This is a genomic window from Pseudidiomarina marina, assembly GCF_044807045.1.
GTDB classification, from domain to species: Bacteria; Pseudomonadota; Gammaproteobacteria; order Enterobacterales; family Alteromonadaceae; genus Pseudidiomarina; species Pseudidiomarina marina.
Genome location: NZ_CP085233.1, coordinates 1,706,046 through 1,730,376, shown reverse-complemented (window position 1 = coordinate 1,730,376; position 24,331 = coordinate 1,706,046). Strand labels below are relative to the sequence as shown.

Genomic DNA, 24,331 nt, shown 5'->3' with positions numbered 1-24,331 from the left:
GAATTAACTATGGCAGAACAACAACCTGAAGCAATGACCGACGAACAAGTGTCAGCTTGGGTTCGTGAGCATTTTCAGGCCGCTAATAAATATTTGGCGGAACAGGGAATTATTAGCGACCAAATTTTATCAAAAGATAGCCGTTATTTAGCACCGTATGTTGCAGTGTGGAAGTTTAATACCCAGGATAAGAAAACATTGTGGGTGATTAATGGCGATGTACCAACCGACGCTATCGGTGAAAAAGCAGCGAAAGATGCGCGCGATGCAATGCGTTATTTTGCATTACGTTGGCAAATGCAGGCTGAAGGTGTGTTACAACAGGCACAAAATGATCCTGAAAAGCAACGCTATGCGCACTATCTAGTAAATCGCGCTGAGAATCTTTATCAATTGAGTACAAGTAAAGATTTGTGGCAGCAGCAAGCTTAATCTTGCTGCGATACCACATCAATGACACCTGCGTTAATTAGGTCGCAACATAATGTTGCGGCCTTTTTGTTTGCTAAATGGTCAGCTATTTCTGCCAGCGAAACATCATTCCAAAATTCACCTAAGAAACGAGCAAAAGGCAGCAAATTTTGGTCGATAGGCCAAGCTTCGCCATTGCTATATAGCATATCGAGAGTTGGGCCCAATAGAATTCTTGCCCCAGGGGTACGAATAAGTAACGTATCGTCGGACTGTGCTAACGCCATTAATTCATCAGGCGTCATCGTTCCTTCGGGTTGCGGTAGCGGCCGTTTACTTTGCGACATCACGAGGAGTAAGGCGTGATCAAGGTCGAGCTGTTGCCAAGATTGTAATAAGAATTCACGCGCATGAGCGAGCTGCTTGGCATCAACAACGAAAGCAGAACCAAAATCATCTTGTTCAGCGTCGCGATAACGTGGCAACTTGACGTCATTAAGTTGACTCAAAGTATCGGCAACCGATGCACCAAGTTCAGCGGCGTTGGGTGCACGAAAACCGACTGAGTAATTTAGGCTCGGTTCAAGTGCAATGCCGTTATGTGGACAGCCAGCAGGAATGTATAGCATGTCACCGGGTTCAAGTACCGCATCAATGATCGGCTCAAACTCATCCGCTAATTGTTTTAAGTCGGGGTGGGGGCAATGCTCGTTGGCGTTTGCAACTCGTGCACCAACTTGCCAGTGACGTCGGCCTAAGCCTTGAATAATGAAGACATCGTATTGATCTAAATGGGGCCCGACACCGCCATTTTCAGTGGCAAAGCTAATCATCACATCGTCGATACGCCAGTCGGGTAAAAAACGGAATGGGGCTATCAGTTGTTGTACTTCTGGTATCCATTCGTTTACCGATTGTACTAACAACGTCCAACCTTCTTCACCAAATTCCTCATAAGATTCAAAAGGCCCATGTATCACGTTCCAGGTGTTGTCATGGTTTTCGATGACTCGTGAGTCGACACCTTCTTCGAGCGCTAAACCAGCAAGAATTTCCGGCTCGATTAAATCATTGAAGTGACTAAACGCACCACGAATAAGGCGCGGCTGTTGCTGCCACGCCTCGCGTAGAAATTCGCGGGGGTTTAAGTTCAAGGTTAAGCTCATGCGTCAAGCTCATCAACGAATGCGATAGCGCGGCCAATATAGGTTGCTGGCGTTAACTGTTTAAGCTCTTCTTTTGCCGCATTAGGCATGTCTAGGTTATCAATAAACGTTGCCATGGCCGCTTGGTCAACACGTTTGCCGCGCGTCAATTCTTTGAGTTTTTCGTATGGCTTTTCAATGCCATAACGACGCATAACAGTTTGTACTGGTTCAGCTAAGAGTTCCCAGTTCGAGTCGAGTTCACGTAACAAGTTATCCGCGTTTACTTCAAGCTTACTGATGCCTTTTAAAGTTGCTTGATAAGCAATTAATGCATAGGCAAAGCCGACGCCTAAGTTACGCAGCACGGTTGAATCGGTAAGGTCACGCTGCCAGCGGCTTACTGGAAGTTTTTGCGCCAAATGCGCCATGATCGCGTTGGCAAGACCCAAGTTCCCCTCTGAATTTTCAAAATCAATCGGGTTAACTTTATGCGGCATAGTTGATGAACCAACTTCACCTGCAATAGTGCGTTGTTTGAAATGATTCAGGGCAATGTAACCCCACACATCGCGGTTAAAGTCGATCACAATCGTATTGAAGCGTGCGACCGCGTCAAATAGCTCGGCAATGTAATCATGCGGCTCAATTTGCGTGGTGTAGGCGTTCCAGCTAAGGCCGAGTGAGGTTACAAATTGCTCGGATACCTGATGCCAGTTTACGTTCGGGTAGGCCGCTAAATGCGCATTATAGTTACCAACCGCACCGTTAATTTTACCGAGTAAAGGCACCGCACAAAGTTGCTCTAACTGGCGTTGGAGACGAACAAAAACGTTCGCCATCTCTTTACCCATGGTCGTCGGGGTTGCTGGCTGACCATGAGTGCGAGCCATCATTGGCACCGTTTTATGTTCAATCGCTAAAGCTTTAATGGCTGCGGTAAGTTCACGCATACTTGGTAGCATGACTTCATTAAGCGCTTCACGCAACATCAGTGCATGAGACAGGTTATTAATATCTTCTGAGGTACAAGCAAAGTGAATGAATTCGCTAATCGCATTTAGCTCATTGTGCTCGGCTACTTTCTCTTTCAAAAAGTATTCAACGGCTTTCACATCATGATTGGTGGTACGCTCGATATCTTTCACTCGCTGTGCATCTTGCTCAGAGAAATTATCGATAATACCCTGCAAGAATGCATTCGCATCATTCGATAGTGCTGGTACTTCAGCTATTTCTGCGACAGCAGCTAACTGTTGAAGCCAACGGATCTCTACCACCACGCGATTTCGGATGAGTCCATATTCGCTGAACATAGGGCGTAAGGCAGCGGCTTTGCTACCGTAGCGGCCATCAACGGGCGACAAGGCGGTTAGTGCAGAAAGATTCATCATGATAAAGGCTCCGAGTGCTCACGTAATTCGCGTAGAAGTTGCTGGGCAATGCGTACCATACGCTGTCGATTGAAAATGAAATGGCGACGTTTGCCGCCAAGTTGCCGCCACAATACGGCATTTCGCACCCCGGCTAAGAGTAGGGCACGAATAAGATGCTGGTTACTAGGTTGCTGCAAAAATTCTTGTTTGCCATTAATTTTTAATGGCTGGCCTAATGGCGAAATTAAATCGCTGTAGGTACTTCCCATACTCGCGATAATTGTATCGTTACTAAACTGAAAATCATTCTTTTGTCGCTGCATCTGCGTAATGCGCTGACTCAATTCCTGCAATGCTTTACTGGAGTTACTTAAGCGGCGCTCCAAAGCGAGAATACCGACAACATAGCGGGTGACTTCCACGTCTTTGTCGCGCGTCGCCCCAATTTGCTGCAATAAACTCTCGAGTCCAAGGCGTAGGTCACTCAAATTGGGGTACATCGCTTTGACGCTATCAGGGTTTTGATTGAGTATGCTATCCATGATGACACGACCCGCATTGACTTCGCGAATACTGCCGAATCGCGCTACTTGCTTCACCGCCGCCGCTGCTTGGGTAAGGGCAGCTAGTGCAATCACGCGTTCAAACCATTCATCGCGTTGCAAGGCCGACATCAGAGTAATACCTCATGATCCGCAAGGCGCCGTTCAATTATTCCGCCACCCAGACAAACTTCGTGTTGATAGAAGACCGCCGATTGGCCAGGCGTAACTGCTGCGACAGGCTCATCAAACTCAACTTGAACCGAGCCATTAGGCATCGGCGTCACGCGACAAGGAATATCTTGCTGGCGATAGCGTGTTTTTACGACGCAGGTAAATGGTTCTTGGGGCTGTTCACGATCGACCCAGTGCAATTGTCCTGCAATTAAACCGGTCGAGTATAGGCGAGGGTGGTTTTTGCCCTGTGCTACAACCAAAACATTTCGTGCGACATCTTTATCAACAACATACCAAGGCTCATCGCTGGCATCGGCAAGGCCACCTATATGCAGGCCTTTACGTTGCCCCAGAGTGTGATACATCAAGCCTTCGTGTTGGCCAAGTTCAACCCCGTCAACTGATTCAATTGGACCAGGTTGCGCCGGAAGATATTGCTGTAAGAAATCTTTGAATTTGCGTTCACCAATAAAGCAAATACCAGTTGAATCCTTTTTGTCGGCGGTTACCAGTCCTTGTTCTTCAGCAATGCGTCGCACCTCTGGCTTTTCAAGTTCACCAACTGGAAACAGGGTTTGAGCAACATGTGAGTGCGCCAACGTATAGAGGAAATAACTTTGGTCTTTATTGCTATCGAGACCACGCAATAGTTGAAACTTACCGTTCTGTTCGCGCCGGCGTACATAATGTCCGGTGGCGATGTAATCGGCACCTAAGGCTACTGCGGCAAACTCAAGGAAAGCCTTAAACTTAATTTCCTTGTTGCACATAATATCTGGGTTTGGCGTGCGTCCAGCACGGTACTCTTCTAAAAAGTACTCAAACACATTATCCCAATACTCTGCAGCGAAATTAACGGTGTGTAATGGAATACCTAATTTTTCGCAAACCGCCTCAGCGTCAGCTAAATCGCTGGCGGCAGCACAATATTCATCGGTATCGTCTTCTTCCCAATTTTTCATAAACAAGCCTTCAACTTGATAGCCTTGTTGCATGAGTAGGTACGCAGATACGGATGAGTCGACCCCACCTGACATTCCGACGATAACTTTTTTGTTGGCGTTTTCGCTTGGCATCACAGACATTTACTTCAATTACACTCACGGTTCATAATGGCCGCGGATTTTACCATACTGGGGGCTCTTCGCGCCACTCGCCTGGCTGTAATCCACGCAACAACCATTTACCTATGCCAGCTCGAATGAGACGAAGTGTTGGGTGACCGATAGCAGCCGTCATTCGACGTACTTGCCGATTGCGACCTTCGCTGATTTTGATACAAAGCCAGCAGTCAGGAACACTTTTGCGTTCACGTACGGGGGGATTTCGCGGCCAAAGGTTCATCGGTTCGTCCATAATGAAAGCTTCGGCAGGTAGTGTCATACCGTCATTTAATTCAACACCGTCGCGCAACTGTTGCAATGCTGATTCTGTTGGAACTCCCTCAACTTGTACCCAATACGTTTTTGTCATCTTATGCTTTGGGTGGCTAATCTTGTGTTGAAGATCACCATCGTTGGTTAGTAACAGTAACCCCTCGCTATCTTTATCTAGGCGACCAGCAGGGTAAACATCGTTAAATGGCACAAGACCCTTCAATGTTTGTTCGTCGTCGGAGCCAGAAAATTGACTTAATACGCCATACGGTTTGTTCAAGAGTACGAGTTTAGGGTTAGCTGGGCGAGGACGACTTGGTTTAGCTTTGCGCCTTGAAAATCGACGCTGCGGTTTACCCGTGTTCACAAGAACTCCTTGAATTGACAAAATTTAGAAACACATTATCCCACAAGTTCAGCGTAATGGCATTGGTAAGCGCTAAGGGCTTACCGTATAATCGCCTATGAAACACATTATGGAGAATAAACGCGTGTCAAATAACTCAAATAATACGGCACCTCAGTTAGCTGCTGGCGACTTCAGCCGAGCGTTACGTGGTGAGATCAAATTAACGATTGGTCCTTTATTACAACGTTCATGGGATATAACCCTGCGCTCACTACCATGGATGCTCGGCGTCTTTATTGGTGTGATGGTATTGAATATGGTGGTTTCTGAAATATTGATGACGCTACTACCATACGACGAGCAAGCCATGGCGAACCCGGAGAATATCGACTGGGAACAAGTAAATCTCGGCAATCTTGCGATAAGTAGTGTGCTACAAGAACTTATTTTGGCACCATTCACAGCGATGTTGGTTTTTGTTGGAATGTTGAATGCTATTGACCAAAAACCAAGCTTTGCCAAGCTACGTGGCGTATTACAGTTTGCACCTCAGCTGATGTTGGTGGCACTGTTTAAGATTGTCATTATGGCATTAGGTGTTGGAATTATCATTGGCGTCGTTTCGTTTATAAACGTTGCGCTTGCAATTGTGCTCGGTGTTCTTGCGGCAATTTATTTGCAACTGGTCATGATGTTAGCCGTACCACTTATTATTGATCGTAAACTGACCGCGTCTCGCGCTTTGATTGCATCATTTATGGTGATCAATAAAGCGATGTTACCCGTACTCGGATTGATGGTGTTGGTTGGCATTATTGTATTGATAAGTGCACTACCGTTATTACTAGGTTTGATATTTACGTTACCAATGGCATTTAACGCAATTGGTGTTGTCTATAATGCCCTTGTTGGGTGCACAGATAACAGTCAAATAAGTCACGAAGTTACGGAGTGATTATGCGATTTTTAGGCTGGATTGTTGCTGTCGTTTTGGTTGTGTTGGCAGTTTGGTTGCCAACACAACTGCACGTACAACCAGAAAGTACTAATGAACCGGAACCAACTGTTAAATTACCACAAGTTAGCACCATCACAGAGGTGCCTAATTTTAATCAAATTGCCGATGTGCGTGATAAGAAACAGGCATTTTTTGGTTTTTTAGCGCCTATTGTTCAGGCAGAAAATTCGACAATTGAACAAGAGCGTGAGCAAGTTATTCGTATTCAAGAGCATTTGCTGGCGGGCAAAAAACTGTCGAATGAGCAAACTAAAAAGTTCGCAACGATTGCTAAGCGTTACAATGTTGAAGTAGACACCAGCGATTATGAAGCGACATTAGCCGTTTTGTTGCGCCGTGTTGACGTGGTGCCTGAAGCGTTAGTACTGGTTCAAGCGGCAAATGAGTCAGGTTGGGGCACGTCACGCTTTGCCACCGAAGCGCTCAATTTCTTTGGTCAATGGTGCTTCCGCAAAGGCTGCGGCTTAGTGCCGGACTCTCGAATTGATGGTATGAATCATGAGGTGCGCAAATTCACCTCGGTGAATGCATCAGTACGAAGCTATTTGCGTAATATTAATACGCATCCTGCGTATTTTGAATTACGCCGTTTGCGCGCCGAAAAACGCGCATCAGGGGCTGATGTTCGAGCGCTCGATTTAACGCCCGGGTTACTTAGCTATTCAGAGCGGGGCGAAGAATACATACATGAATTGAACGCCATGATACGCGTTAATCGCCCAATAATTATCGATGTGCTTGAGCCTAGCTCAAATTCAGCACCCGAATAACGCCATTGCCGCCGGCTTGTTCTTGGTCGGCAGCATCATCTTCTTCATCGCGGTAATTCAAAAACTCTGTCGGCGCGCTGTGATCGAATGCTTGGTCGCCATCCGCGTTCGCTTCGCCGGTTGCTTGAATATTTTTGAAATCATAGAGTTCAGCATCGGCCAAGTGCGATGGCACAATATTTTGCAGCGCCGTAAACATGCTTTCAATGCGGCCAGGATACTGACGATCCCACTGCTTCAATAAATCTTTGATAACTTTTCGCTGCAGGTTTTCCTGTGAACCGCACAAGTTACATGGAATTATTGGAAAGTTCATATGTTCTGCATACTTGGCAATGTCTTTTTCACGTGTGTAGGCAAGAGGGCGGATCACAACGTGTTTGCCGTTATCGCTGACCAATTTAGGAGGCATCGATTTCATTTTGCCACCATAAAACATGTTGAGCATGAGCGTTTCTAACATGTCATCACGATGGTGACCAAGTGCAATTTTTGTCGCACCGAGCTCTTCCGCTACGCGGTACAGTATGCCTCGGCGCAAGCGCGAGCAGAGCGAGCATGTGGTTTTCCCTTCAGGGATTTTCTCTTTTACAATACTGTAGGTGTCTTCTTCGATAATGCGAAAATCAACGCCTTCAGCGGCTAAATATTCTGGCAAAATGTGTTCAGGGAAGCCTGGTTGCTTCTGATCTAAATTGACCGCAACAATCTCGAATTTTACCGGTGCAATACGCTGTAAAAAACGAAGTATATCAAGCAACGTATAGCTGTCTTTGCCGCCAGATAGACACACCATGATTTTGTCACCATCTTCGATCATATTGAAATCTTGGATAGCTTCGCCAACGGTGCGTCGAAGGCGTTTTTGTAACTTATTAAAGTTGTACTGTTGCTTTTTGGCTTGTGCCGTCGTTGCTGCGCTCATGAACACCTTAACTACTTAAACGTTGATTCGAGAAAAACGGGCGCGATTATAACTTAATTGGCGACACAAATCCCTCAGGTTTTACGGCCAATAAATCGCAATTAATCGATTCGATGACGTGTTCTGCAGTATTTCCCAATAACGCAGCAGAAAAGCCGGTACGGCCAATGGTGCCAAGAACGACCAATTCGGCATCGAGTTCATCAGCGAGTTCTGGAATAACTTGTTCAGGGAGGCCTTCAAGCACATGCTGTTGTTCTGGTGGAATATGATAGGGCATAGCGTGTTCAGCTAGTGCAACTTTATGATTATCTTCAATTGTTTCACGGTAATTTGTAGTATCAAATTCAGGTATTTCTGCTGCGATGGTAATAGGTGCACCGGGAAACGCATTAACTAAGTGCACTTCGCTTTGTAAGCAGTTTGCAAAATCTATCGCCGCTTCAGTTACTTGGCGATTAAGCGAACGATGATGATCATGCTCACCAGTGGTGTGGATTGCTGCAAGTATTTTTCCATGCTCAGGCCAATCGTGTTCCTTCACTAGCAACACTTTACACGGCGCTTTCCGCAATAGGTGCCAATCAGTCGGGGTAAACAACAACGCAGCTAAGCCTTCACGCTCATGCGTGGCTTTAACAATAATGTCGTAATGACCTTCCATTGCAGTTTCGATGATGGCCTCAAATGGACGATTATGCCACAGCACTTTCACGTCAAAATTGATATCGCGGGTGTTGTAGTCTTCAAGTAAGTCGTTAATCCACACTTTACGATCGTTGATGAGGCTATCACGCATTGTATTGCGCTCATCCGCGGCCAACATGGTCGTCATCTCGTAGGAAAAATCATAGATAGATATCATGAAAGTGACGTGAGCGCCGCTAATTCGAGCGAGGTGTATGGCGCGATTTAAAGCTTTTTGTTGCTGCCGATCGGCATCTAAAACGGCTAGTATTTTCTTTACGCAAGTCATAAATCACCTCAGAGGTAACCAACGAATATGACTTGAGTCTAGCTAAATTTTTGATAAACAGCCAAATGATTAAACGAGTTGCAGTTGACGTACGGCAATAATCAATGTCCACAAACCGTAAACAATCATTAATGCGCCCATCAGTTGACGAAAACCTTTGGACTTAAACAGTTGTTGTATGCTGTGGCTAAGCCAACCAAACGCAAACATAGCGGGCAGGGTGCCGAGACCAAAGGCAATCATGAATAAGCCGCCTTGCATCGCTGAACCGCTGATTGCAGCCCAACTTAATGCGCTATAAACCAGTCCACAGGGCAACCACCCCCATAACATGCCTGCACTAAATAGGCTGACGTAACTTGATTTGCGCTGTCGAAAACTTGTTGCGAACGGCTGAAGACGACGCCACAAGGGTTGGCCCAATCGTTCGAGATGACGCAAACCGAACCACCACTGCCCAAGATACAAACCAAATGCAATTAATACAAAAGCAGCAATGATACGCAGGCTAACAAGGCCTTGATCGGCGAGTCCGGCAATACTTCCAACGGCAGCCCCGATAAGAGCGCCGGCAATCGCATAGGAGGTGATTCTGCCGAGATTATAAATAAATAGTTGGGTTTTATTTACTTGACCAGCAAAGGCGCCAGCGATGCCGCCACACATCATGACGCAGTGCCCAGCGCCTGCTAAGCCCATTAGCAATGCGGCAAGCCAATCAACGTTCATTTGTATCGACATTGGCGCCCTTGCGGTGTTCTTTATCTTCTTCGGATTGCGGTTTAGTCCGTGAGTCATCGTCGAGTAATATGTTCATCCCGTGACGCTCAAGATCTTCAAATTGGTCGCTCTTAACCGCAAAAAAGAATACCGCAACCGCTATGACAACGAACAATAACGCGATGGGAATGAGTACGTATAAACTATCCATTATCGGTATAACCTCAGCGAGTTGAGTAACACGATCAAGGAGCTAAGTGACATGCCAATAGCTGCAATATACGGCGTAACGAAGCCCGCCATAGCTACCGGCAGAATACCAATATTGTAGATTAATGCCCATAGGATATTTTGTCGCAGGATTTTGCGCGCTTTTGACGTTATTTCGCTGAACTGATTGAGTGCACTAAATTGGTTTCGCAGTAATACGACATCGGCCGCAGTTCTTGCCAAATCGGCGGCATGGCCAAAAGTAATGGATACATCAGCTTGTGCTAATACAGGCCCATCATTAAGGCCGTCGCCAATCATCGCAACGGGTCCATCGATTTGAGCGCTCGTTAATTTATCCAGTTTGTCGGCAGGAAGTAAATTAGCAAAAACGTGTTTGATATTAAGCTGTTCTGCAATTTGTTCAGCTAATTCTAATCGATCACCGGTTAACATGATGACTTCAATACCGGCTGCTTGCATAGCGGCTATGGTCGCTTGGGTGTCATGACGAAGTTTATCACCGACCTGCATTTCAGCGAGGACATGTTGTGATGTCGCAAGAAATACCTGAGCGCTGGTTAATTTGGGGCTAAAAGTAGGGTGCCATTGTTGAATAAAACGTAGACTGCCAATACGAACTGGTGTTACGTGACCGTCAGTGAGCCAGTTTGCTTGAAGTCCATAACCTGCCTCATTTTGAACGTCAGCTACTGATTCACGGGCTTCGGTTAAATGCCGCAACGGTGCCGCAAGTGGATGTTCTGAGTGATTTTCTAAAGCTTGCGCCAATGCTTTCACTGTTATTTCGTCAGCATGTTCTTTATAGACATGTAATTGTTGGAGAGTGAATTCTCCGGTTGTCAACGTTCCCGTTTTATCAACGAATACAGTTTTTACATCGGGTAATATCTGCAATACATCGGCATTACGCAGTAAAATTCCACTTTTATTGAGTTTATGAATTGCTCCTGTAACAGCCGTAGGAGCTGCTAAGGCTAGCGCGCAAGGGCAGGTCGCCACCAGCACCGAGAGTGTTACCCAAAATGCTTCGGCGGGGTCAATTATGGTCCAAATCAAAAATGTCGCCGCCGCTAGCATCAAAATGCGCACTACAAATTTACTCGCCATACGCTCAGCGACGCGCGCTAGCTTTGGCTTCCGCGATAGGGCTAAGTCTTGGAGCTCGATGATACTGGCTAAAACGGTTTGTTGTTGGATTGCAGAAACCTTGATGCGAATGGCTTGATTTTGATTAATGCTGCCGGCTAAAACGGTTTCATGCTGATACTTGTTCACCAGCCGACTCTCGCCGGTTAAGATGCTTTCATTCACGCCCGCACTTTTACTCAATAGCTCACCGTCGGCGGGGATCGTTGCACCAGGTAAAACTTGAATAACATCACCGAGTTGTAGCCGATTTACCGCGACTGACTCATACTCGCCGTTAGCTATTTCACGTTGCGCAATGGCAGGCAGTAATTTTACTAAATTTGCTGCGGCGCTGACCGCTTTTTGACGCGCAAGAAGCTCAAAATAGCGGCCTACCAATAAAAAGAATGTAAACATGGCGACCGATTCAAAATACACTTCGCCTTCGTTTATGAATGTTGCATATGCACTCGCGCCGTACGCCGAAAGTAAGGCAAATGTAACCGGAACATCCATATTCGGTTGTCCCGCCTGAATACTCCGAATAGCACTGATATAAAAGGGTTGCGCGCTATAAAGCAATACCGGCGTGGCCATAAAAAGACTGATCCACCACATAAATTGTCGCAGTTCAGCATCGAGATCACTTACAACGCCAAAATAAAGGCCAATAGCAAGCATCATGACTTGCATTGTCGCTAATCCAGCCACCCCAAGCCGAGTGACAAAATAGCGACGGCGTTGTTTAAATTCTTGCTCTTGATTGGCTGCTTGAAAGGGTAATGCTCGATAGCCGAGTTCGGCGATGGCCTGTAGTATCTCACTGAGCTTCACTGCATCAGGTTGCCAGCGAATCGCCACTCGCTCGGTGGTTGCGTTTACTTGAACTTGCTGAACCCCTGCCAGTCGGCTGAGATGCTGTTCAATTAGCCAGGCACAGGCAGAACAAGTCATGCCCTCGATAGATAAATTGATACTGCGCAAGCCGTCTTCTGAGCGCGTAAATTGCTGTTGCAGCTGCTCATCGTCATAGGCCGTTAATTGCTGCAACTCCTCAGGAACAAGTGGCACTTGCAGGGGGTTGCTGGTATCGCGATATTGATAAAAATGAAGTAGATTTTGCTGAGCTATGGTTTCAGCCACGGCCTGGCAACCATAGCAGCAAACTGAATAAGTTTTGTTATGTAACGTAACAGGGTAACCACCGTCTTCAGGCAAAGGCTGAAGACAATGGAAACATAGACCTTCAGGAACATCTGGCAATGTGCTGCTGGCCATGAATTAAACGCCGTATGTTAGCGGCTTAATAGCAAGCTCTCGATAAGCTGGAAGCTGAACTTGCTGCGTTACTCGCCAGCTATCGTCAAATGGCGTTATCGTAATCGTCCATTTGCCTTCTTCATTGTCTGGAAGATTGCCTCGATAAACACCTTGCGCATCGGCTGTTAAGGTTACAGTGAAATCTTTTTCCGCAAGCGTGGTGTGATAAAAGCTAACCTTGAGCGCACTAAACTGTTCCGGAGCGCCGCTCTTATAAGTTAATGTAAACGCATTCTCCGATTGTTTAAACGTAAACTCAATGTTCAGGGCTTGTGCGGCTTGAACTTTTTCGACTTGAGCATTAATACCGCGTCCTTTCTTATAATAGTCATCCACAACCATTGGGTTATCTCCATAACCGCTTGCAATGGTTAATGTGATAATCATAGCGATAACAACAGAAAACGGGATGAGCATTAAGAACCACGGCCAAAACTGCTTATACCAAGGCTTTTCCATGCGACACAAACCTCAACTTATGTAATTTAAAGAAAAAGCCCCGCAGGAGCGGGGCTTTTCGATTAGTCCTGCGACAGTCCGTAAACGTACGAACTAATGACGTGGATTTTATCCTCTCCGAGGATATCTTTCCATGCTGGCATGACGCCGTTACGACCATTACGTAACGTTTCTTCGATAGCATCCTGTGAACCGCCATATAACCAAACGTTATCGGTTAAGTTTGGCGCGCCAAGTGCTTGGTTGCCTTTCCCATTTGGGCCATGACAAGCTGCGCAAGCTGCAAAATTTGATTCGCCAGCTTTAGCTAGTTCTGGGTCAACCTTACGACCACTTAAACTCATAACATAATGCGCAAGTTCGGTAATTTGCTGATCATTAAATTGAGTTTGAGCTGGCATAACGCCATTGCGGCCTTCCATTAGAGAATGCTTAATGGCTTCTGGGCTGCCGCCATATAGCCAGTCATCATCGGTCAGGTTAGGGAAGCCTTTACCGCCCATAGCATTTGAACCATGACACTGAGCACAGTTTTGAATGAATAGGCGTTGACCAATCTTAACCGCTTCAGGGTCTTGCGCTAATTCTTCAATCGGGCGCTCAGACAATGCAGCAAATACTGGGCCAAACTTTTCTTCTGCCTGGTCCATTTGACGATCATATTCAACAATCAAACCAGCTTCGCGAGCCGCTTCGGTTGCTTCTTTAGATTGCTCTAATGAACGAACGTCTTGGTTCGAGCTACTCCAGCCGAGTAGGCCAGTGAAGTTACCCAAACCAGGATACAGGGCTAAATACAAGAAACCCCAGACAATCGTGATCCAGAATAAAATGGTCCACCATTTCGGCATTGGGTTGTTAATTTCCACGATACCGTCAAATTCGTGGTCCATTAATTCACCTTCTTTAATGCCGGTGTAATTGGTCATATTCCAGCGTAATAGCCAGATAATAAACACCAAGAAGGCTAAAGTTAGGACAATAATCCATGCACTCCAGAAGCTACTCATTATTCTTCGACTCCTGTTTAGTACTGTCTTTGGTTACAGACGATTTTTCATCTTCGTCAAATATGGAATTGGCGGCTTCATCAAAGTTCTTTTTTTGACCTTTGCTATAGGCCCACCAAACCACACCGATAAACAGTACGAAAACTAATACGGTGTAAAAACTACGCCAAGTGATGTAATCCATCTTACTCAGCCTGCGTTAAGCCAGTTCCAAGCACTTGGAGATATGCAATCAAGGCTTCCATTTCTGTCTTGCCTTCTACTGCAGCCTTTGCACCAGCGATGTCTTCGTCAGTGTAAGGCGCTCCAAATGACCGGAATACTTCCATTTTCTTGCCGGTTAACTCGCCATCAAGCGTGTTATCAGCAAGCCACGGAAACGCTGGCATGTTAGATTCAGGAACAACATCACGCGGGTTCATCAAATGAACGTAATGCCACTCGTCACTATAACGACCACCCACACGGGCTAGATCAGGGCCCGTACGTTTTGAACCCCACAAGAAAGGACGTTCCCAGACGTGCTCGCCAGCAAGTGAGTAGTGCCCATAACGCTCGGTTTCTGAGCGGAATGGACGAATCATCTGGCTGTGACAGTTATTACAGCCTTCGCGAATATAAATATCACGGCCTTCCATCTGCAGCGCAGTATAAGGCTTTAAACCAACTACTGGTTCGTTTGTTTGTTTTTGGAACAGTAGCGGCGTAATTTCAACCAGACCGCCGATAGAGATGGCGATGGTCATGAGTACCGCCAACCAACCAACGCGCTTTTCAAGAAATGCGTGTTTAACGTTCTTGCTCATTACATCGACTCCTTAAGCTGACTGAGTTGCTGCTGCTGGAGCAGGGCTGTGCTCAGGTGCGGCATCAACATATTCCACCGTTGGCTTGCCAGCACGAATAGTGCGATAGACGTTCACCGCCATCAACACCATACCAGCGACGATAAACACGCCACCAACAAAGCGAATGAACCAGAATGGATATGATGCAACCACACTTTCAACAAAGCTGTAAGTTAAAGTACCGTCCGTCGCATTGACGGCGCGCCACATTAGACCCTGCATAACACCTGAGATCCATAGTGCAACGATGTACAAAACGACGCCTATGGTGTGCAACCAGAAGTGGATGTTTATCCAACGTACGTTATGCATTTGTGTTTGGTTCCACAAACGTGGAATTAAGTAGTACAGCGAACCGATTGTAATCATTGCTACCCAACCTAAAGCGCCAGAGTGAACGTGGCCTACAGTCCAGTCGGTGTAGTGTGACAATGCGTTAACTGATTTGATTGACATCATTGGGCCCTCGAACGTCGACATGCCGTAGAACGACAATGATACGATCAAGAAGCGCAAAATAGGGTCTGTTTTAAGCTTATGCCAAGCGCCAGACAAGGTCATGATACCGTTGATCATACCGCCCCAAGATGGAACAAATAGAATCACCGACATCACCATACCGAGCGACTGTGTCCAGTCAGGCAGAGCAGTGTAGTGCAAGTGGTGTGGACCAGCCCAAATGTATAGGGAAATAAGAGCCCAGAAGTGCACAACTGATAAACGGTAAGAGTAAACCGGACGTTCAGCTTGTTTAGGAACAAAGTAGTACATCATGCCTAAGAAGCCAGCGGTTAATAGGAAACCTACCGCATTGTGGCCATACCACCATTGAATCATCGCATCCGCAGCACCAGCATAAAGGCTATAGGATTTAGTGAATGACACTGGAATTGCCATACTATTGACGATGTGTAACACCGCAATGGTGACAATGAAGCCGCCATAGAACCAATTAGCAACGTAAATATGCGAGGTTTTCCGCTTCACCAACGTACCGAAGAAGACAATGACATAAGCCACCCAAACAAGGGCTATTAGGACATCGATTGGCCACTCGAGCTCGGCATATTCCTTAGAGCTAGTAAGACCTAGCGGAAGAGTAATAACAGCTAGGACAATAACTGTTTGCCAACCCCAAAATACGAAGCTAGCTAACTTGTTGGAGAACAGCGCTGTTTTACATGTCTTTTGAACAATGTAAAACGATGTTCCCATCAAGGCAGACGTACCAAATGCAAAAATTACTGCATTAGTATGCAATGGACGTAACCGAGAGTAGGTAAGCCATGGCGTGTCAAAGTTTAGTTCTGGCCAGATCAGCTGCGCAGCAATAAGTACGCCGACTGTCATGCCAATGATTCCCCAAATAACGGTCATAATGGCGAACTGCCGTACAACCTTTAGGTTATATTCAATCTGTTGTGGATTCGTTTGGCTCATTTTTGTATTCCGCGTTGATGCTCTGAAAGTTTAAGACAGAGTAACGTGACAAATAATAGGTTGCCTGTCCGTTCCCTTATCGGTAGTTTGACAAACGGGTGTATTTTACGAGTTTTGAACCAAGAAAAACAGGCTGAAAACAGGAAAAATAAGCGGTTTACAGGCGCTTGGCGAAATAATATACACTTTAGGCAATTCCAGTTTTGAGGTAAAAAATACCCGCATGAAAGTTAAGGTCTTTATTTTCGTGCTGTTGAGCGTTTTCTTGTTAAGTAGTTGTGAACAACAGCAACCTCCTGAACAGCATAGAACAAATGAAAAAATCTTCCATAAATTTGATCCGGATCAACCTCGGGTCGAGGAGCAGTTTGCAATTGAATTTACGGTGCCCGAGGGTCTAATTTTGGAGCAGGGTAAACTCGAGGGCGTTTCTATGTATATGGGCGTAATTCCGCTTGTCGTAGAACAACAGACAGACACCACGTGGCAGGTTAAAGTTTGGCTTGGTGCTTGTAGTGATCCACAAATGCGTTGGCAAGCTAGTGTGCCTTGGTACAATCAGGCGACCAATGTAAAAGGTTATTATCGGTTCGAATTCACCACGGAAACCAATTGAAACAATTAAAACAAGTGGTGGTTTTCAACGCATGCTATAGTTTTTATGGAACAAATTTAACAAGGTGGCTACATGTCTATCGCTTTAATATGGATTTTGGTCGGTGTGGTTTTGATCATCTCGGAGCTGTTGTTAACGAGTGTTGTTGCTGTGTTTCTAGGCATTGGCGCGATTGTTACAGGGCTATTGGTACACTGGGGATTGATTGATGATTTAGCAATTCAGTTTGCAGTTTTCGGAATTGTAAGTCTGGTCACGCTATTATTGGCTCGCGGGCGTATCAAGCGCTGGTTTACGGGCTATACAGCCGATGAAGACGAAACTCGGCCGAACTTCCAGCGTGATATTGGCGCGCGCGTGACTGTCGTCAAAGCGTTCAATCATGGTGCTGGGCGCGTCGTTTTAAATGGCGTTCAATGGGATGCGTTTTCAGAGGATGATTTACAAGTTGGTGATACGGCATGGGTAGTTGCGAATGAAGGCATTCAACTCACCGTACAAAAAGAAAGATTAACTGCAAGAAATCAGACAAAAGGAAGCGATAACTCATGAATGGTACCAATATTGAAACGGTTTTAGCGATTGGTTTTGCGATTGCTGTCGTTATTATAATTTTAAAGTCGGCGCGTATCGTGCCGCAACGCTCAAATTTTGTAATTGAACGCCTAGGGAAATATAGCCGAACACTTGATTCAGGCTTTCACATTTTAATTCCTTTTATCGATAAAGTGGCTTATCAACATACTCTAAAAGAAGAAGTCATTGATGTTGAACGTCAGGCTTGTGTAACACGCGATAACATTCAAGTTGGTATTAATGGTGTGCTGTATATTCAAGTGGTCGATGCCCACAAAGCAAGTTATGGCATCAATGATTATCGCTATGCCGCTTCGCAGTTGGCACAAACAACCATGCGCTCAGTCATTGGTCAAACTGATTTAGATAAGACGTTTGAGGAGCGCGCGCGAATTAACGAAATTGTTGTACAGGCACTTGATGAAGCAGCATCGCCATGGGGAATAAAGGTGTTGCGTTATGAAATTTCAGATATCGAATTGCCGATGAGCATCAAAGATGCGTTGGAACAGCAAATGCGTGCAGAACGTGAGCGTCGCGCCGCCATCGCAAAGTCGGAAGGCGAGCGCCAAGCAATGATCAATGTTTCCGAGGGTCATAAGCAAGAAGTCATTAACCTTTCTGAAGCAGAAAAGCAGAAACAAATCAATGAAGCAGAAGGGCGCGCGCGTGAAATTGAACTGATTGCAGAAGCCACCGCCGAAGGTCTTGGGAAAATTGCTCTTGCAATTCAACAGCCTGGTGGTCAAGACGCAGTTAGTTTGCGCGTAGCTGAACAATATGTGAAGGAATTCGGTAACTTAGCAAAAGAAACCAATACTCTAATTTTACCTGCACAGCTCGCGGATATCGGCAGCGCCGTTGCCGGCTTGACCGAAATCATCAAGAAGAAGAGCTAACCCGCTATACTTAACTTTATTTGGCACAAATAGAAATCGAGCGTAAATAGAAGGTCGTTCATCGAAGATGGACGACCTTTTATGATCAATTTTGCGAAAATCTAACTACTTAGTGTAAGCAAACTATCAGATAGGAAATATTCATGCAGTGGTTGAATCGATTAGCGGTTATCGGATGTCTCGTTGTGGGTGCAAGTGTTATTCCTTCCTCACTTGCGCAACAATGGGGTGGAGACCGTGCCGCTTGGGTGGTGATGCAACCAGTTGGATTCGAGCGTGTACAACGCAGCGTTGAAGCGGTCGGCTATGCTGAAGCTCAGCGTTCAGTAGCATTGTATCCTGCAGTTGGTGATCTCGTCTTAGAAGTTAATTTTCAGCCCGGTGAACGTGTCGAACAAGGAGATGTCTTGGTGCGACTCGATGATCGTCAACAGCAAGTTGATCTTCAGCGCGCTCGAATTGAACTTGAGGACGCCGAGCGGACCGTCCGACGATTAACCACAAGTCGTCAGCAGGGCGCCATATCGCAAAGTGAGCTTGATATCGCTGTAACTGCAAGAGATTTGTTGAAGGTAGCAGCGCGAGAAGCCGAAATAGCTTATGAAGATCGCCAAGTGCGCGCACCATTTGATGGTGTTCTAGGAATAACGGATGTTGAACCTGGCGATAGAATTACCACCCAGACTTTAATTTCAACGATTGATAAACGTGAGCAACTTTACATTGATTTTAAGGCGCCCGAAGCAGCAATGGAGTTATTACAGCGTGGCGCAGAGTTGATTGTTCGTCCTTGGGCAAGTCGAGGGCAGGCAATACCAGCAGAGATTGTCGAAGTAGACTCTCGCGTTGATTTAACAAACCGAACCATTCGCGTTCGGGCAGCTATTGATAATAGTAACGATTTATATCGTCCGGGGATGAGTTTTCGTGCAGCGCTTACCTATCAAGGTGATAGTTATGCAGTAGTACCCGAAGCAGCCTTGATGTGGAGTGCTGATGGCGCCTATGTCTGGGTAGAGAAAGACGGTAAAGCGCAGCGGGTCGATGTCAATATCGAACAGCGATTGGAAGGTCGAATACTTGTTTCTGGTGAACTTCAATTGGGTGATAACCTGATTGTTGAAGGTGTACAAAGTTTACGAGCAGGTCAATCAGTTCGTGAAGCGCCAGCTGCGGAGTCGCAGTCATGAAATTTTCGCCGATGCTAAATGATTTACCCTCACTGGCAATTCGTCGCCCGATTTTAATTATCGTTCTGAATTTATTGATTATCATCGCGGGTTACGCAGCAATTAACGGCGTTGAAGTTCGTGAATTACCGGATGTTGACCGACCCATTGTAACGGTATCAGCAAGCTTCCCTGGTGCCGCTCCGGAAACCGTTGATACTGAGGTTACCAGTATCTTAGAAGGTGCCGCTGCTCGTGTGAGTGGCGTTAAGCAAATTCGTGCATCGAGTGAAGAAGGTAGCTCGCGTATTGTGGTTGAATTTCGACCGGGTATTGACCTTGATAGCGCCGCCAATGAAATGCGTGAAACGGTTAGTCAAGTCGAACGACGATTGCCCGAAGAGGTGGAAAACGTCGCAGTAATAAAAGCCGATAACGATGCGCAATCAGTTGTATCGCTTGCCGTTTCGAGTGCTACATTAGACCTCGAAACCTTAACTGAACGTGTTGAAACCGACCTTGCTCCCAATTTTTTAAGCGTTCCAGGTGTTGCTGATGTGCGTTTAAACGGTGATCGGCAACGCGTTCTGCGAGTTATTTTAGATCCTTTATTATTAGCGAGCTTTGAGTTAACCGTAAGTGACGTCGCTGACGTTTTAAGACAGGCGCCATTTGATGTTCCGGCTGGTAGCTTAAAATCGACAGATCAGCAGCTGATTGTTCGTGCGGACGCAAGCTCTGTAACCGTTGACGATGTTGAAAACATCGTGGTGCGTGATACGACACGAATTGGTGATATCGCGACGGTATTCTTTGGGCCGGCCGATGCCAGCAGTATGGTGCGCTTAGATGGTAAGCCAGTCATTGGCCTCGGTATCATTCGGCAAGCGCGATCGAATACGATTGAAATTTCTGATGAAGTGCTTGAACTTGTTGATCGCTTGCAATTGCAGTATCCAGAATTAGATATTCAAGTCACGTCCGACGATGCGAAATTTATTCGAAGTTCGGTACAAGAGGTTTTTGTTTCCTTAGCTTTAACAATTGCTTTAGTTGTTGTAACGCTCTGGGTGTTCATCGGCTCTGGGCGTGCCACAATTATTCCAGCATTTGCAATACCGGTTGCATTAATCGGCTCGATTGCAGTGATATGGGTGCTTGGTTTCTCAATTAATATCTTGACCTTATTAGCGCTTGTACTTGCGACTGGTCTTATTGTTGATGATGCGATTGTCGTATCCGAAAATATTCAACGACGTCGAGGTCTTGGATTAGGCGCGCGAGCATCGGCAGTGGTTGGTACACGAGAAGTATTTTTTGCCGTTGTTGCGACAACCGCTGTACTTGTAGCTGTTTTTGTTCCAATTGCGTTTCTGCCGTCGACAGCAGGGCGATTATTCCGCGAATTTGGTGGGGTGCTTGCCACAGCTGTAATTATCTCATCTTTCGTAGCCTTGTCCTTAGTGCCGGCATTAACAGCCCGTCTTCCGCTGAAAGAAGCAAAAGAAACGCGGCTACAAAAAGTCGGTAGTAAGCTACGTGATATTTACGTAAAAACGCTTCATGTGGCACTCGATAAAGCGTTGCTGATATTTGTTGCTAGTACGGTTATCGCTGGCACAGCCGGTTATCTATACTTCCAAGTCGACAATGAACTCATGCCCAATGAAGACCGCGGCACCATCCGTATCTTTGCGCGTGGGCCTGATGGTGTCGGTATTGATTTTATGGATCGCCAAGCACAGAAGATGGAAGAAATTTTATTACCTTATGTGAATGGTGGAGCAGTCGACAGTATTAACACAGTCGTTGGGCAATGGGACCCCAACTTGGTGTTTATAACAGTACGTTTAACTGACTGGGAAGAACGCGATCAAAGTCAGCAAGACATCATTGATGAAATAAGCGGACCGTTAAGTGAAATTCCTGGCGCTCCAGCACGTGCGTTTGGTTCAAATAGCCTTAATTTGCGAGGCCAGGGTGGTGGTTTAGAGTTTGCCCTAACCGGCGATGAATATCCTGAAATCTTCCGCGCGGCGCAAAAATTCGCTACTCGTTTACAGGATGAAATGCCTGAGGTTGGATTCCCTCGAATTGGTTACCAGCCGACGCAGCCCCAATTGCGCGTAAATATAGATCGTAAACGAGCGGAAGAGCTCGGCGTGCCTTTAGCTGATATTTCCACAACATTACGAGCGGCTATTAACGGTTTAGATGTAACCGATTTGAACATTGGTGACCAAGCGGTGCCAATTATGTTGCAAGCCCAGCGTGATTTAGTTCGTGATCCGACAGACATCATGAACCTGTACGTCGGCTCGCAAGCGACAGGTCTTGTCCCTCTATCGAGTTTGACCACATTAACTGAGGAGGGCGTTCCAGCTGAATTAGAGCGGCGTTCTCAACGACGAGCAATCCAAGTCGATATGCAGCAACCGAGTTCGATTCCGCTCGAGCAAGTTGTTGAGCGTATGCGCGAAATTGCTGCCGAAGAATTACCCAGTGGTATTGGGTTAGTTTTACTTGGCGAAGCTGAAGCCTATGAAGAAACTGCTCGTGAGGTGGCGCTGACGTATATTTTAGCTTTTATTATTGTTTTCTTGGTATTAGCGGCACAATTTGAAAGCGTGAATTCAGCCATAGTTGTTATGGCGACGGTGCCATTTGGTATTGCTGCGGCTTTCTTTGCGCTTTACGTTACCGGCACGTCCATCAACATATTCTCACAGATTGGTTTAGTCATGCTGATAGGACTTATCGCCAAGAACTCTATTCTATTGGTGGAGTTTGCCGATCAGCTTCGCGACCAAGGCGAAAGTGTGCGTCAAGCGATTGAAAATGCAGCGGAAATTCGTCTACGCCCAATTATGATGACGTTGGTATCAACCTTGCTAGGTGCGCTGCCCTTGATTCTTTCTATTGGTGCCGGCGCTGAATCGCGTAATGCAATTGGTTGGGTTGTATTTGGCGGTCTTGCCTTTGCTGTGCTATTTACTTTGTACTTAACGCCAGTTTTATATCTTGCTATCGCTCGATTTACTAAGCCGCGTGCCGATGAAACGAATCGGTTAGAAGACGAAATGAAGCGAGCAGGGGAATTGTAATGAATCGTATCCATCAGTTTCTTATCGCCAATACGTTGCTACTTACTGCAACGTTTACGCCAATCGAAAGCCAAGCTGAAGTGATTGACAGTAGTGCTCAGGGATTCACTCTTGAATTTAAACAAACCGTGAACGCTTCTATTACTGATGTCTATAATGGCTTAACCGATGACATTGGCCAGTGGTGGCTTGATGATCATACGTGGTTCGGCGAAGGCAAAAACATGAACCTAGATGCCGCAGCTGGTGGGTGTTTTTGTGAAATATTCGGTGACTCACAAGCTCAACACATGCAAGTTGCGATGGTTATCCCAAATCAATTCATTCGATTATTAGGAGGCTTGGGGCCACTGCAAGGCGAAGGTGTCACTGGTGTTATGGAATGGCGGTTAAGTCAAATCGATGATGCCAGTACCGAGCTAACGGTTTTTTATCGTGTCGGCGGTTATACACCTAATGACTTAAGCCAATGGGCTCCTGCAGTTGAAAATGTTCTTCAACAACAAATGAGTGCAATGAAGACATTTGTAGAGTAACGACTTTTCGATTAAAAAACCTCAGATTAAACGCGTAATCTAATCCATATCCGAAATCGTTCGCTACGTGAAATCTGTATGATTTTGCGTAGCTGAACTGCCAATTTTTAAAAATACGCACGAATTAGCGCTATAAATGTAAGTCATCACATAACACCTATACACTGAATACAATACCATTTAACATAATATACATTATACGAAATCAATAATATCTCGATAGAGGTGGGTTTCGTATTCGAAATCTAAACCCTTTTCGTTATATTCTCGGCTATATTCGATAGCCACATCTAAAGCTGGAGCACGCGCGATGAACTATTCGTTTGGTTTTATATTTTTAATTGTCAGTTCATGCAGTTTTGCAAATGTGTTTTATAAGATTGAACATCAATCGCAACCGACAGCTTATTTGTTCGGAACGATGCATATGGTTTGTGATGCGGATGCCAGAATACCTCATGAAGTCACTTCAGCTTTTGCAGATGCCAATCAACTTGTTGTTGAAATAGATTTAACCGATAGCGAACAACAACGTTATTTACAGCAAAATGTGTCGCAGCAACCAGCTGACTATTTAGCGAAATATTTGACGCGAGACCAACAAATCACCCTACAAGGTATTGTGGAGAATGATTTGGGTTATCCGTATCAGCAAATTAAAAACCTCCGTCCGATCTTTATTAACGCCCTATTTCTTCAACATTTCCTGAATTGTACGTCGCAGCCTTTACTTCTTGATGAAACGCTCACGCAGCAAGCTCAGGCCAGTTCAAAAGAAATTGTTGGATTGGAAACTGTGGCCGAACAATTCGCGTTATTCGACAGCATTCCGCTGCAAGAACAAGTAGAAGCTCTGTACGAAATGGCGGCGAACCCACAACAAAATCAAGATGAATTAAAGGCGTTACAAGCGGTTTATCTCGATGATAATGGTGAAAAACTGTATGAAGTTATGCGTGGCCAAGCCGATTTTGACAACTTTGAACAGGCATTTTTAAACCAGCGTAATAAAAACTGGATAGCTGAATTACCGGACCTTATTGCTGCGAAGCCGACATTTATTGCGGTTGGCGCGGGTCATTTGGGTGGTACGAATGGGTTATTAAATTTATTACGCCAGCATGGATATAAAATCACCCCAATTCCAATTAATTTTATTCCCCCTCAATAGTGTGACAAGACATGGCGTCGGGCGCTCACAGTGGTA

Annotated in this window: 25 protein-coding genes; 10 read left to right on the top strand and 15 right to left on the bottom strand. The window is 45.7% G+C overall.

Features of this window, described 5'->3' with window-relative positions; genetic code table 11:
• The first annotated feature begins 9 nt into the window (after window positions 1-9).
• A complete protein-coding gene (locus tag LG272_RS08165; RefSeq protein ID WP_404407861.1) occupies window positions 10-432 on the top strand; it encodes a DUF4826 family protein in 423 nt (140 codons plus the stop codon).
• On the opposite strand, the gene LG272_RS08160 is transcribed toward LG272_RS08165, so the two are convergent.
• Genes LG272_RS08160 through LG272_RS08140 form a run of 5 tightly spaced genes read right to left on the bottom strand, consistent with a single transcriptional unit; the run spans window position 429 to window position 5,394 of the window.
• The gene (locus LG272_RS08160; RefSeq protein WP_404407859.1) at window positions 429-1,577 is read right to left on the bottom strand and encodes a cupin domain-containing protein; all 1,149 of its coding nucleotides are present in this window, start codon (window positions 1,575-1,577) and stop codon (window positions 429-431) included. The two genes, LG272_RS08165 and LG272_RS08160, sit on opposite strands and share 4 nt — an antisense overlap.
• Window positions 1,574-2,947: an adenylosuccinate lyase gene (gene purB, locus LG272_RS08155; protein WP_126759363.1), complete on the bottom strand. Its 1,374-nt coding sequence runs from the start codon at window positions 2,945-2,947 to the stop codon at window positions 1,574-1,576. Before purB ends, LG272_RS08160 begins: the two co-directional genes overlap by 4 nt.
• Complete coding sequence (gene hflD, locus LG272_RS08150; protein ID WP_404407857.1) at window positions 2,947-3,606, bottom strand: high frequency lysogenization protein HflD; 660 nt, start codon at window positions 3,604-3,606, stop codon at window positions 2,947-2,949. The genes purB and hflD overlap by 1 nt, the downstream gene beginning before the upstream one ends.
• Window positions 3,606-4,727 (bottom strand): tRNA 2-thiouridine(34) synthase MnmA, encoded by a 1,122-nt coding sequence (gene mnmA, locus LG272_RS08145; protein ID WP_404409979.1) that lies wholly within the window; start codon window positions 4,725-4,727, stop codon window positions 3,606-3,608. The genes hflD and mnmA overlap by 1 nt, the downstream gene beginning before the upstream one ends.
• Before the next feature lie 49 nt (window positions 4,728-4,776).
• Window positions 4,777-5,394, bottom strand: a complete 618-nt coding sequence (locus LG272_RS08140) for a pseudouridine synthase (protein WP_404407855.1) — start codon at window positions 5,392-5,394, stop codon at window positions 4,777-4,779.
• 124 nt (window positions 5,395-5,518) lie between these two features.
• On the opposite strand from LG272_RS08140, the gene LG272_RS08135 reads away from it, so the two are divergent.
• Window positions 5,519-6,331 (top strand): hypothetical protein, encoded by an 813-nt coding sequence (locus LG272_RS08135; RefSeq protein ID WP_404407853.1) that lies wholly within the window; start codon window positions 5,519-5,521, stop codon window positions 6,329-6,331.
• Between the two features lie 2 nt (window positions 6,332-6,333).
• Entirely contained in the window at window positions 6,334-7,164 is an 831-nt protein-coding gene (locus LG272_RS08130) for a glucosaminidase domain-containing protein (RefSeq protein ID WP_126758845.1), read from the top strand.
• Here LG272_RS08130 and ttcA read toward each other — a convergent pair.
• From ttcA to ccoN, 10 genes are all read right to left on the bottom strand, one after another.
• On the bottom strand, window positions 7,139-8,089 hold the full coding sequence (gene ttcA, locus LG272_RS08125) for a tRNA 2-thiocytidine(32) synthetase TtcA (RefSeq protein WP_404407851.1): 951 nt from the start codon (window positions 8,087-8,089) through the stop codon (window positions 7,139-7,141). The two genes, LG272_RS08130 and ttcA, sit on opposite strands and share 26 nt — an antisense overlap.
• 46 nt (window positions 8,090-8,135) lie before the next feature.
• Window positions 8,136-9,065 (bottom strand): universal stress protein UspE, encoded by a 930-nt coding sequence (uspE, locus tag LG272_RS08120; protein WP_126758843.1) that lies wholly within the window; start codon window positions 9,063-9,065, stop codon window positions 8,136-8,138.
• A 69-nt stretch (window positions 9,066-9,134) separates the two neighbouring features.
• Complete coding sequence (locus LG272_RS08115; RefSeq protein WP_404407849.1) at window positions 9,135-9,806, bottom strand: sulfite exporter TauE/SafE family protein; 672 nt, start codon at window positions 9,804-9,806, stop codon at window positions 9,135-9,137.
• Window positions 9,784-9,996 (bottom strand): cbb3-type cytochrome oxidase assembly protein CcoS, encoded by a 213-nt coding sequence (ccoS, locus tag LG272_RS08110; protein WP_126758842.1) that lies wholly within the window; start codon window positions 9,994-9,996, stop codon window positions 9,784-9,786. The genes LG272_RS08115 and ccoS overlap by 23 nt, the downstream gene beginning before the upstream one ends.
• A complete protein-coding gene (locus LG272_RS08105) occupies window positions 9,996-12,425 on the bottom strand; it encodes a heavy metal translocating P-type ATPase (RefSeq protein ID WP_404407847.1) in 2,430 nt (809 codons plus the stop codon). Before LG272_RS08105 ends, ccoS begins: the two co-directional genes overlap by 1 nt.
• A 3-nt stretch (window positions 12,426-12,428) precedes the next feature.
• Window positions 12,429-12,926, bottom strand: a complete 498-nt coding sequence (locus LG272_RS08100; protein WP_404407845.1) for a FixH family protein — start codon at window positions 12,924-12,926, stop codon at window positions 12,429-12,431.
• Between the two features lie 62 nt (window positions 12,927-12,988).
• Complete coding sequence (gene ccoP, locus LG272_RS08095; RefSeq protein ID WP_126758839.1) at window positions 12,989-13,936, bottom strand: cytochrome-c oxidase, cbb3-type subunit III; 948 nt, start codon at window positions 13,934-13,936, stop codon at window positions 12,989-12,991.
• Window positions 13,929-14,120 carry a cbb3-type cytochrome c oxidase subunit 3 gene (locus LG272_RS08090; protein WP_126758838.1) on the bottom strand — a complete coding sequence of 64 codons (192 nt, stop codon included), beginning with the start codon at window positions 14,118-14,120 and terminating at the stop codon, window positions 13,929-13,931. The genes ccoP and LG272_RS08090 overlap by 8 nt, the downstream gene beginning before the upstream one ends.
• Before the next feature lies 1 nt (window position 14,121).
• A complete protein-coding gene (gene ccoO, locus LG272_RS08085; protein ID WP_404407842.1) occupies window positions 14,122-14,742 on the bottom strand; it encodes a cytochrome-c oxidase, cbb3-type subunit II in 621 nt (206 codons plus the stop codon).
• Window positions 14,743-14,754: 12 nt separating this feature from the next.
• Window positions 14,755-16,224 carry a cytochrome-c oxidase, cbb3-type subunit I gene (ccoN, locus tag LG272_RS08080; RefSeq protein ID WP_404407840.1) on the bottom strand — a complete coding sequence of 490 codons (1,470 nt, stop codon included), beginning with the start codon at window positions 16,222-16,224 and terminating at the stop codon, window positions 14,755-14,757.
• Window positions 16,225-16,447: 223 nt separating this feature from the next.
• Here ccoN and LG272_RS08075 point away from each other — a divergent pair, with 223 nt between their 5' ends.
• From LG272_RS08075 to LG272_RS08045, 7 genes are all read left to right on the top strand, one after another.
• The gene (locus LG272_RS08075; RefSeq protein WP_404407838.1) at window positions 16,448-16,840 is read left to right on the top strand and encodes a hypothetical protein; all 393 of its coding nucleotides are present in this window, start codon (window positions 16,448-16,450) and stop codon (window positions 16,838-16,840) included.
• A 72-nt stretch (window positions 16,841-16,912) separates the two neighbouring features.
• Window positions 16,913-17,392, top strand: coding sequence for an NfeD family protein (locus LG272_RS08070; RefSeq protein WP_126758834.1), 480 nt, complete (start codon window positions 16,913-16,915; stop codon window positions 17,390-17,392).
• Window positions 17,389-18,315, top strand: coding sequence for a stomatin-like protein (locus tag LG272_RS08065; RefSeq protein ID WP_126758833.1), 927 nt, complete (start codon window positions 17,389-17,391; stop codon window positions 18,313-18,315). The genes LG272_RS08070 and LG272_RS08065 overlap by 4 nt, the downstream gene beginning before the upstream one ends.
• A gap of 143 nt (window positions 18,316-18,458) precedes the next feature.
• Window positions 18,459-19,505 (top strand): efflux RND transporter periplasmic adaptor subunit, encoded by a 1,047-nt coding sequence (locus LG272_RS08060; protein WP_126758832.1) that lies wholly within the window; start codon window positions 18,459-18,461, stop codon window positions 19,503-19,505.
• Window positions 19,502-22,588, top strand: coding sequence for an efflux RND transporter permease subunit (locus LG272_RS08055; RefSeq protein WP_404407835.1), 3,087 nt, complete (start codon window positions 19,502-19,504; stop codon window positions 22,586-22,588). Before LG272_RS08060 ends, LG272_RS08055 begins: the two co-directional genes overlap by 4 nt.
• Window positions 22,588-23,124: a hypothetical protein gene (locus LG272_RS08050; protein ID WP_404407833.1), complete on the top strand. Its 537-nt coding sequence runs from the start codon at window positions 22,588-22,590 to the stop codon at window positions 23,122-23,124. The genes LG272_RS08055 and LG272_RS08050 overlap by 1 nt, the downstream gene beginning before the upstream one ends.
• Before the next feature lie 310 nt (window positions 23,125-23,434).
• Window positions 23,435-24,295 (top strand): TraB/GumN family protein, encoded by an 861-nt coding sequence (locus LG272_RS08045; protein ID WP_404407831.1) that lies wholly within the window; start codon window positions 23,435-23,437, stop codon window positions 24,293-24,295.
• Window positions 24,296-24,331: the final 36 nt, after the last annotated feature.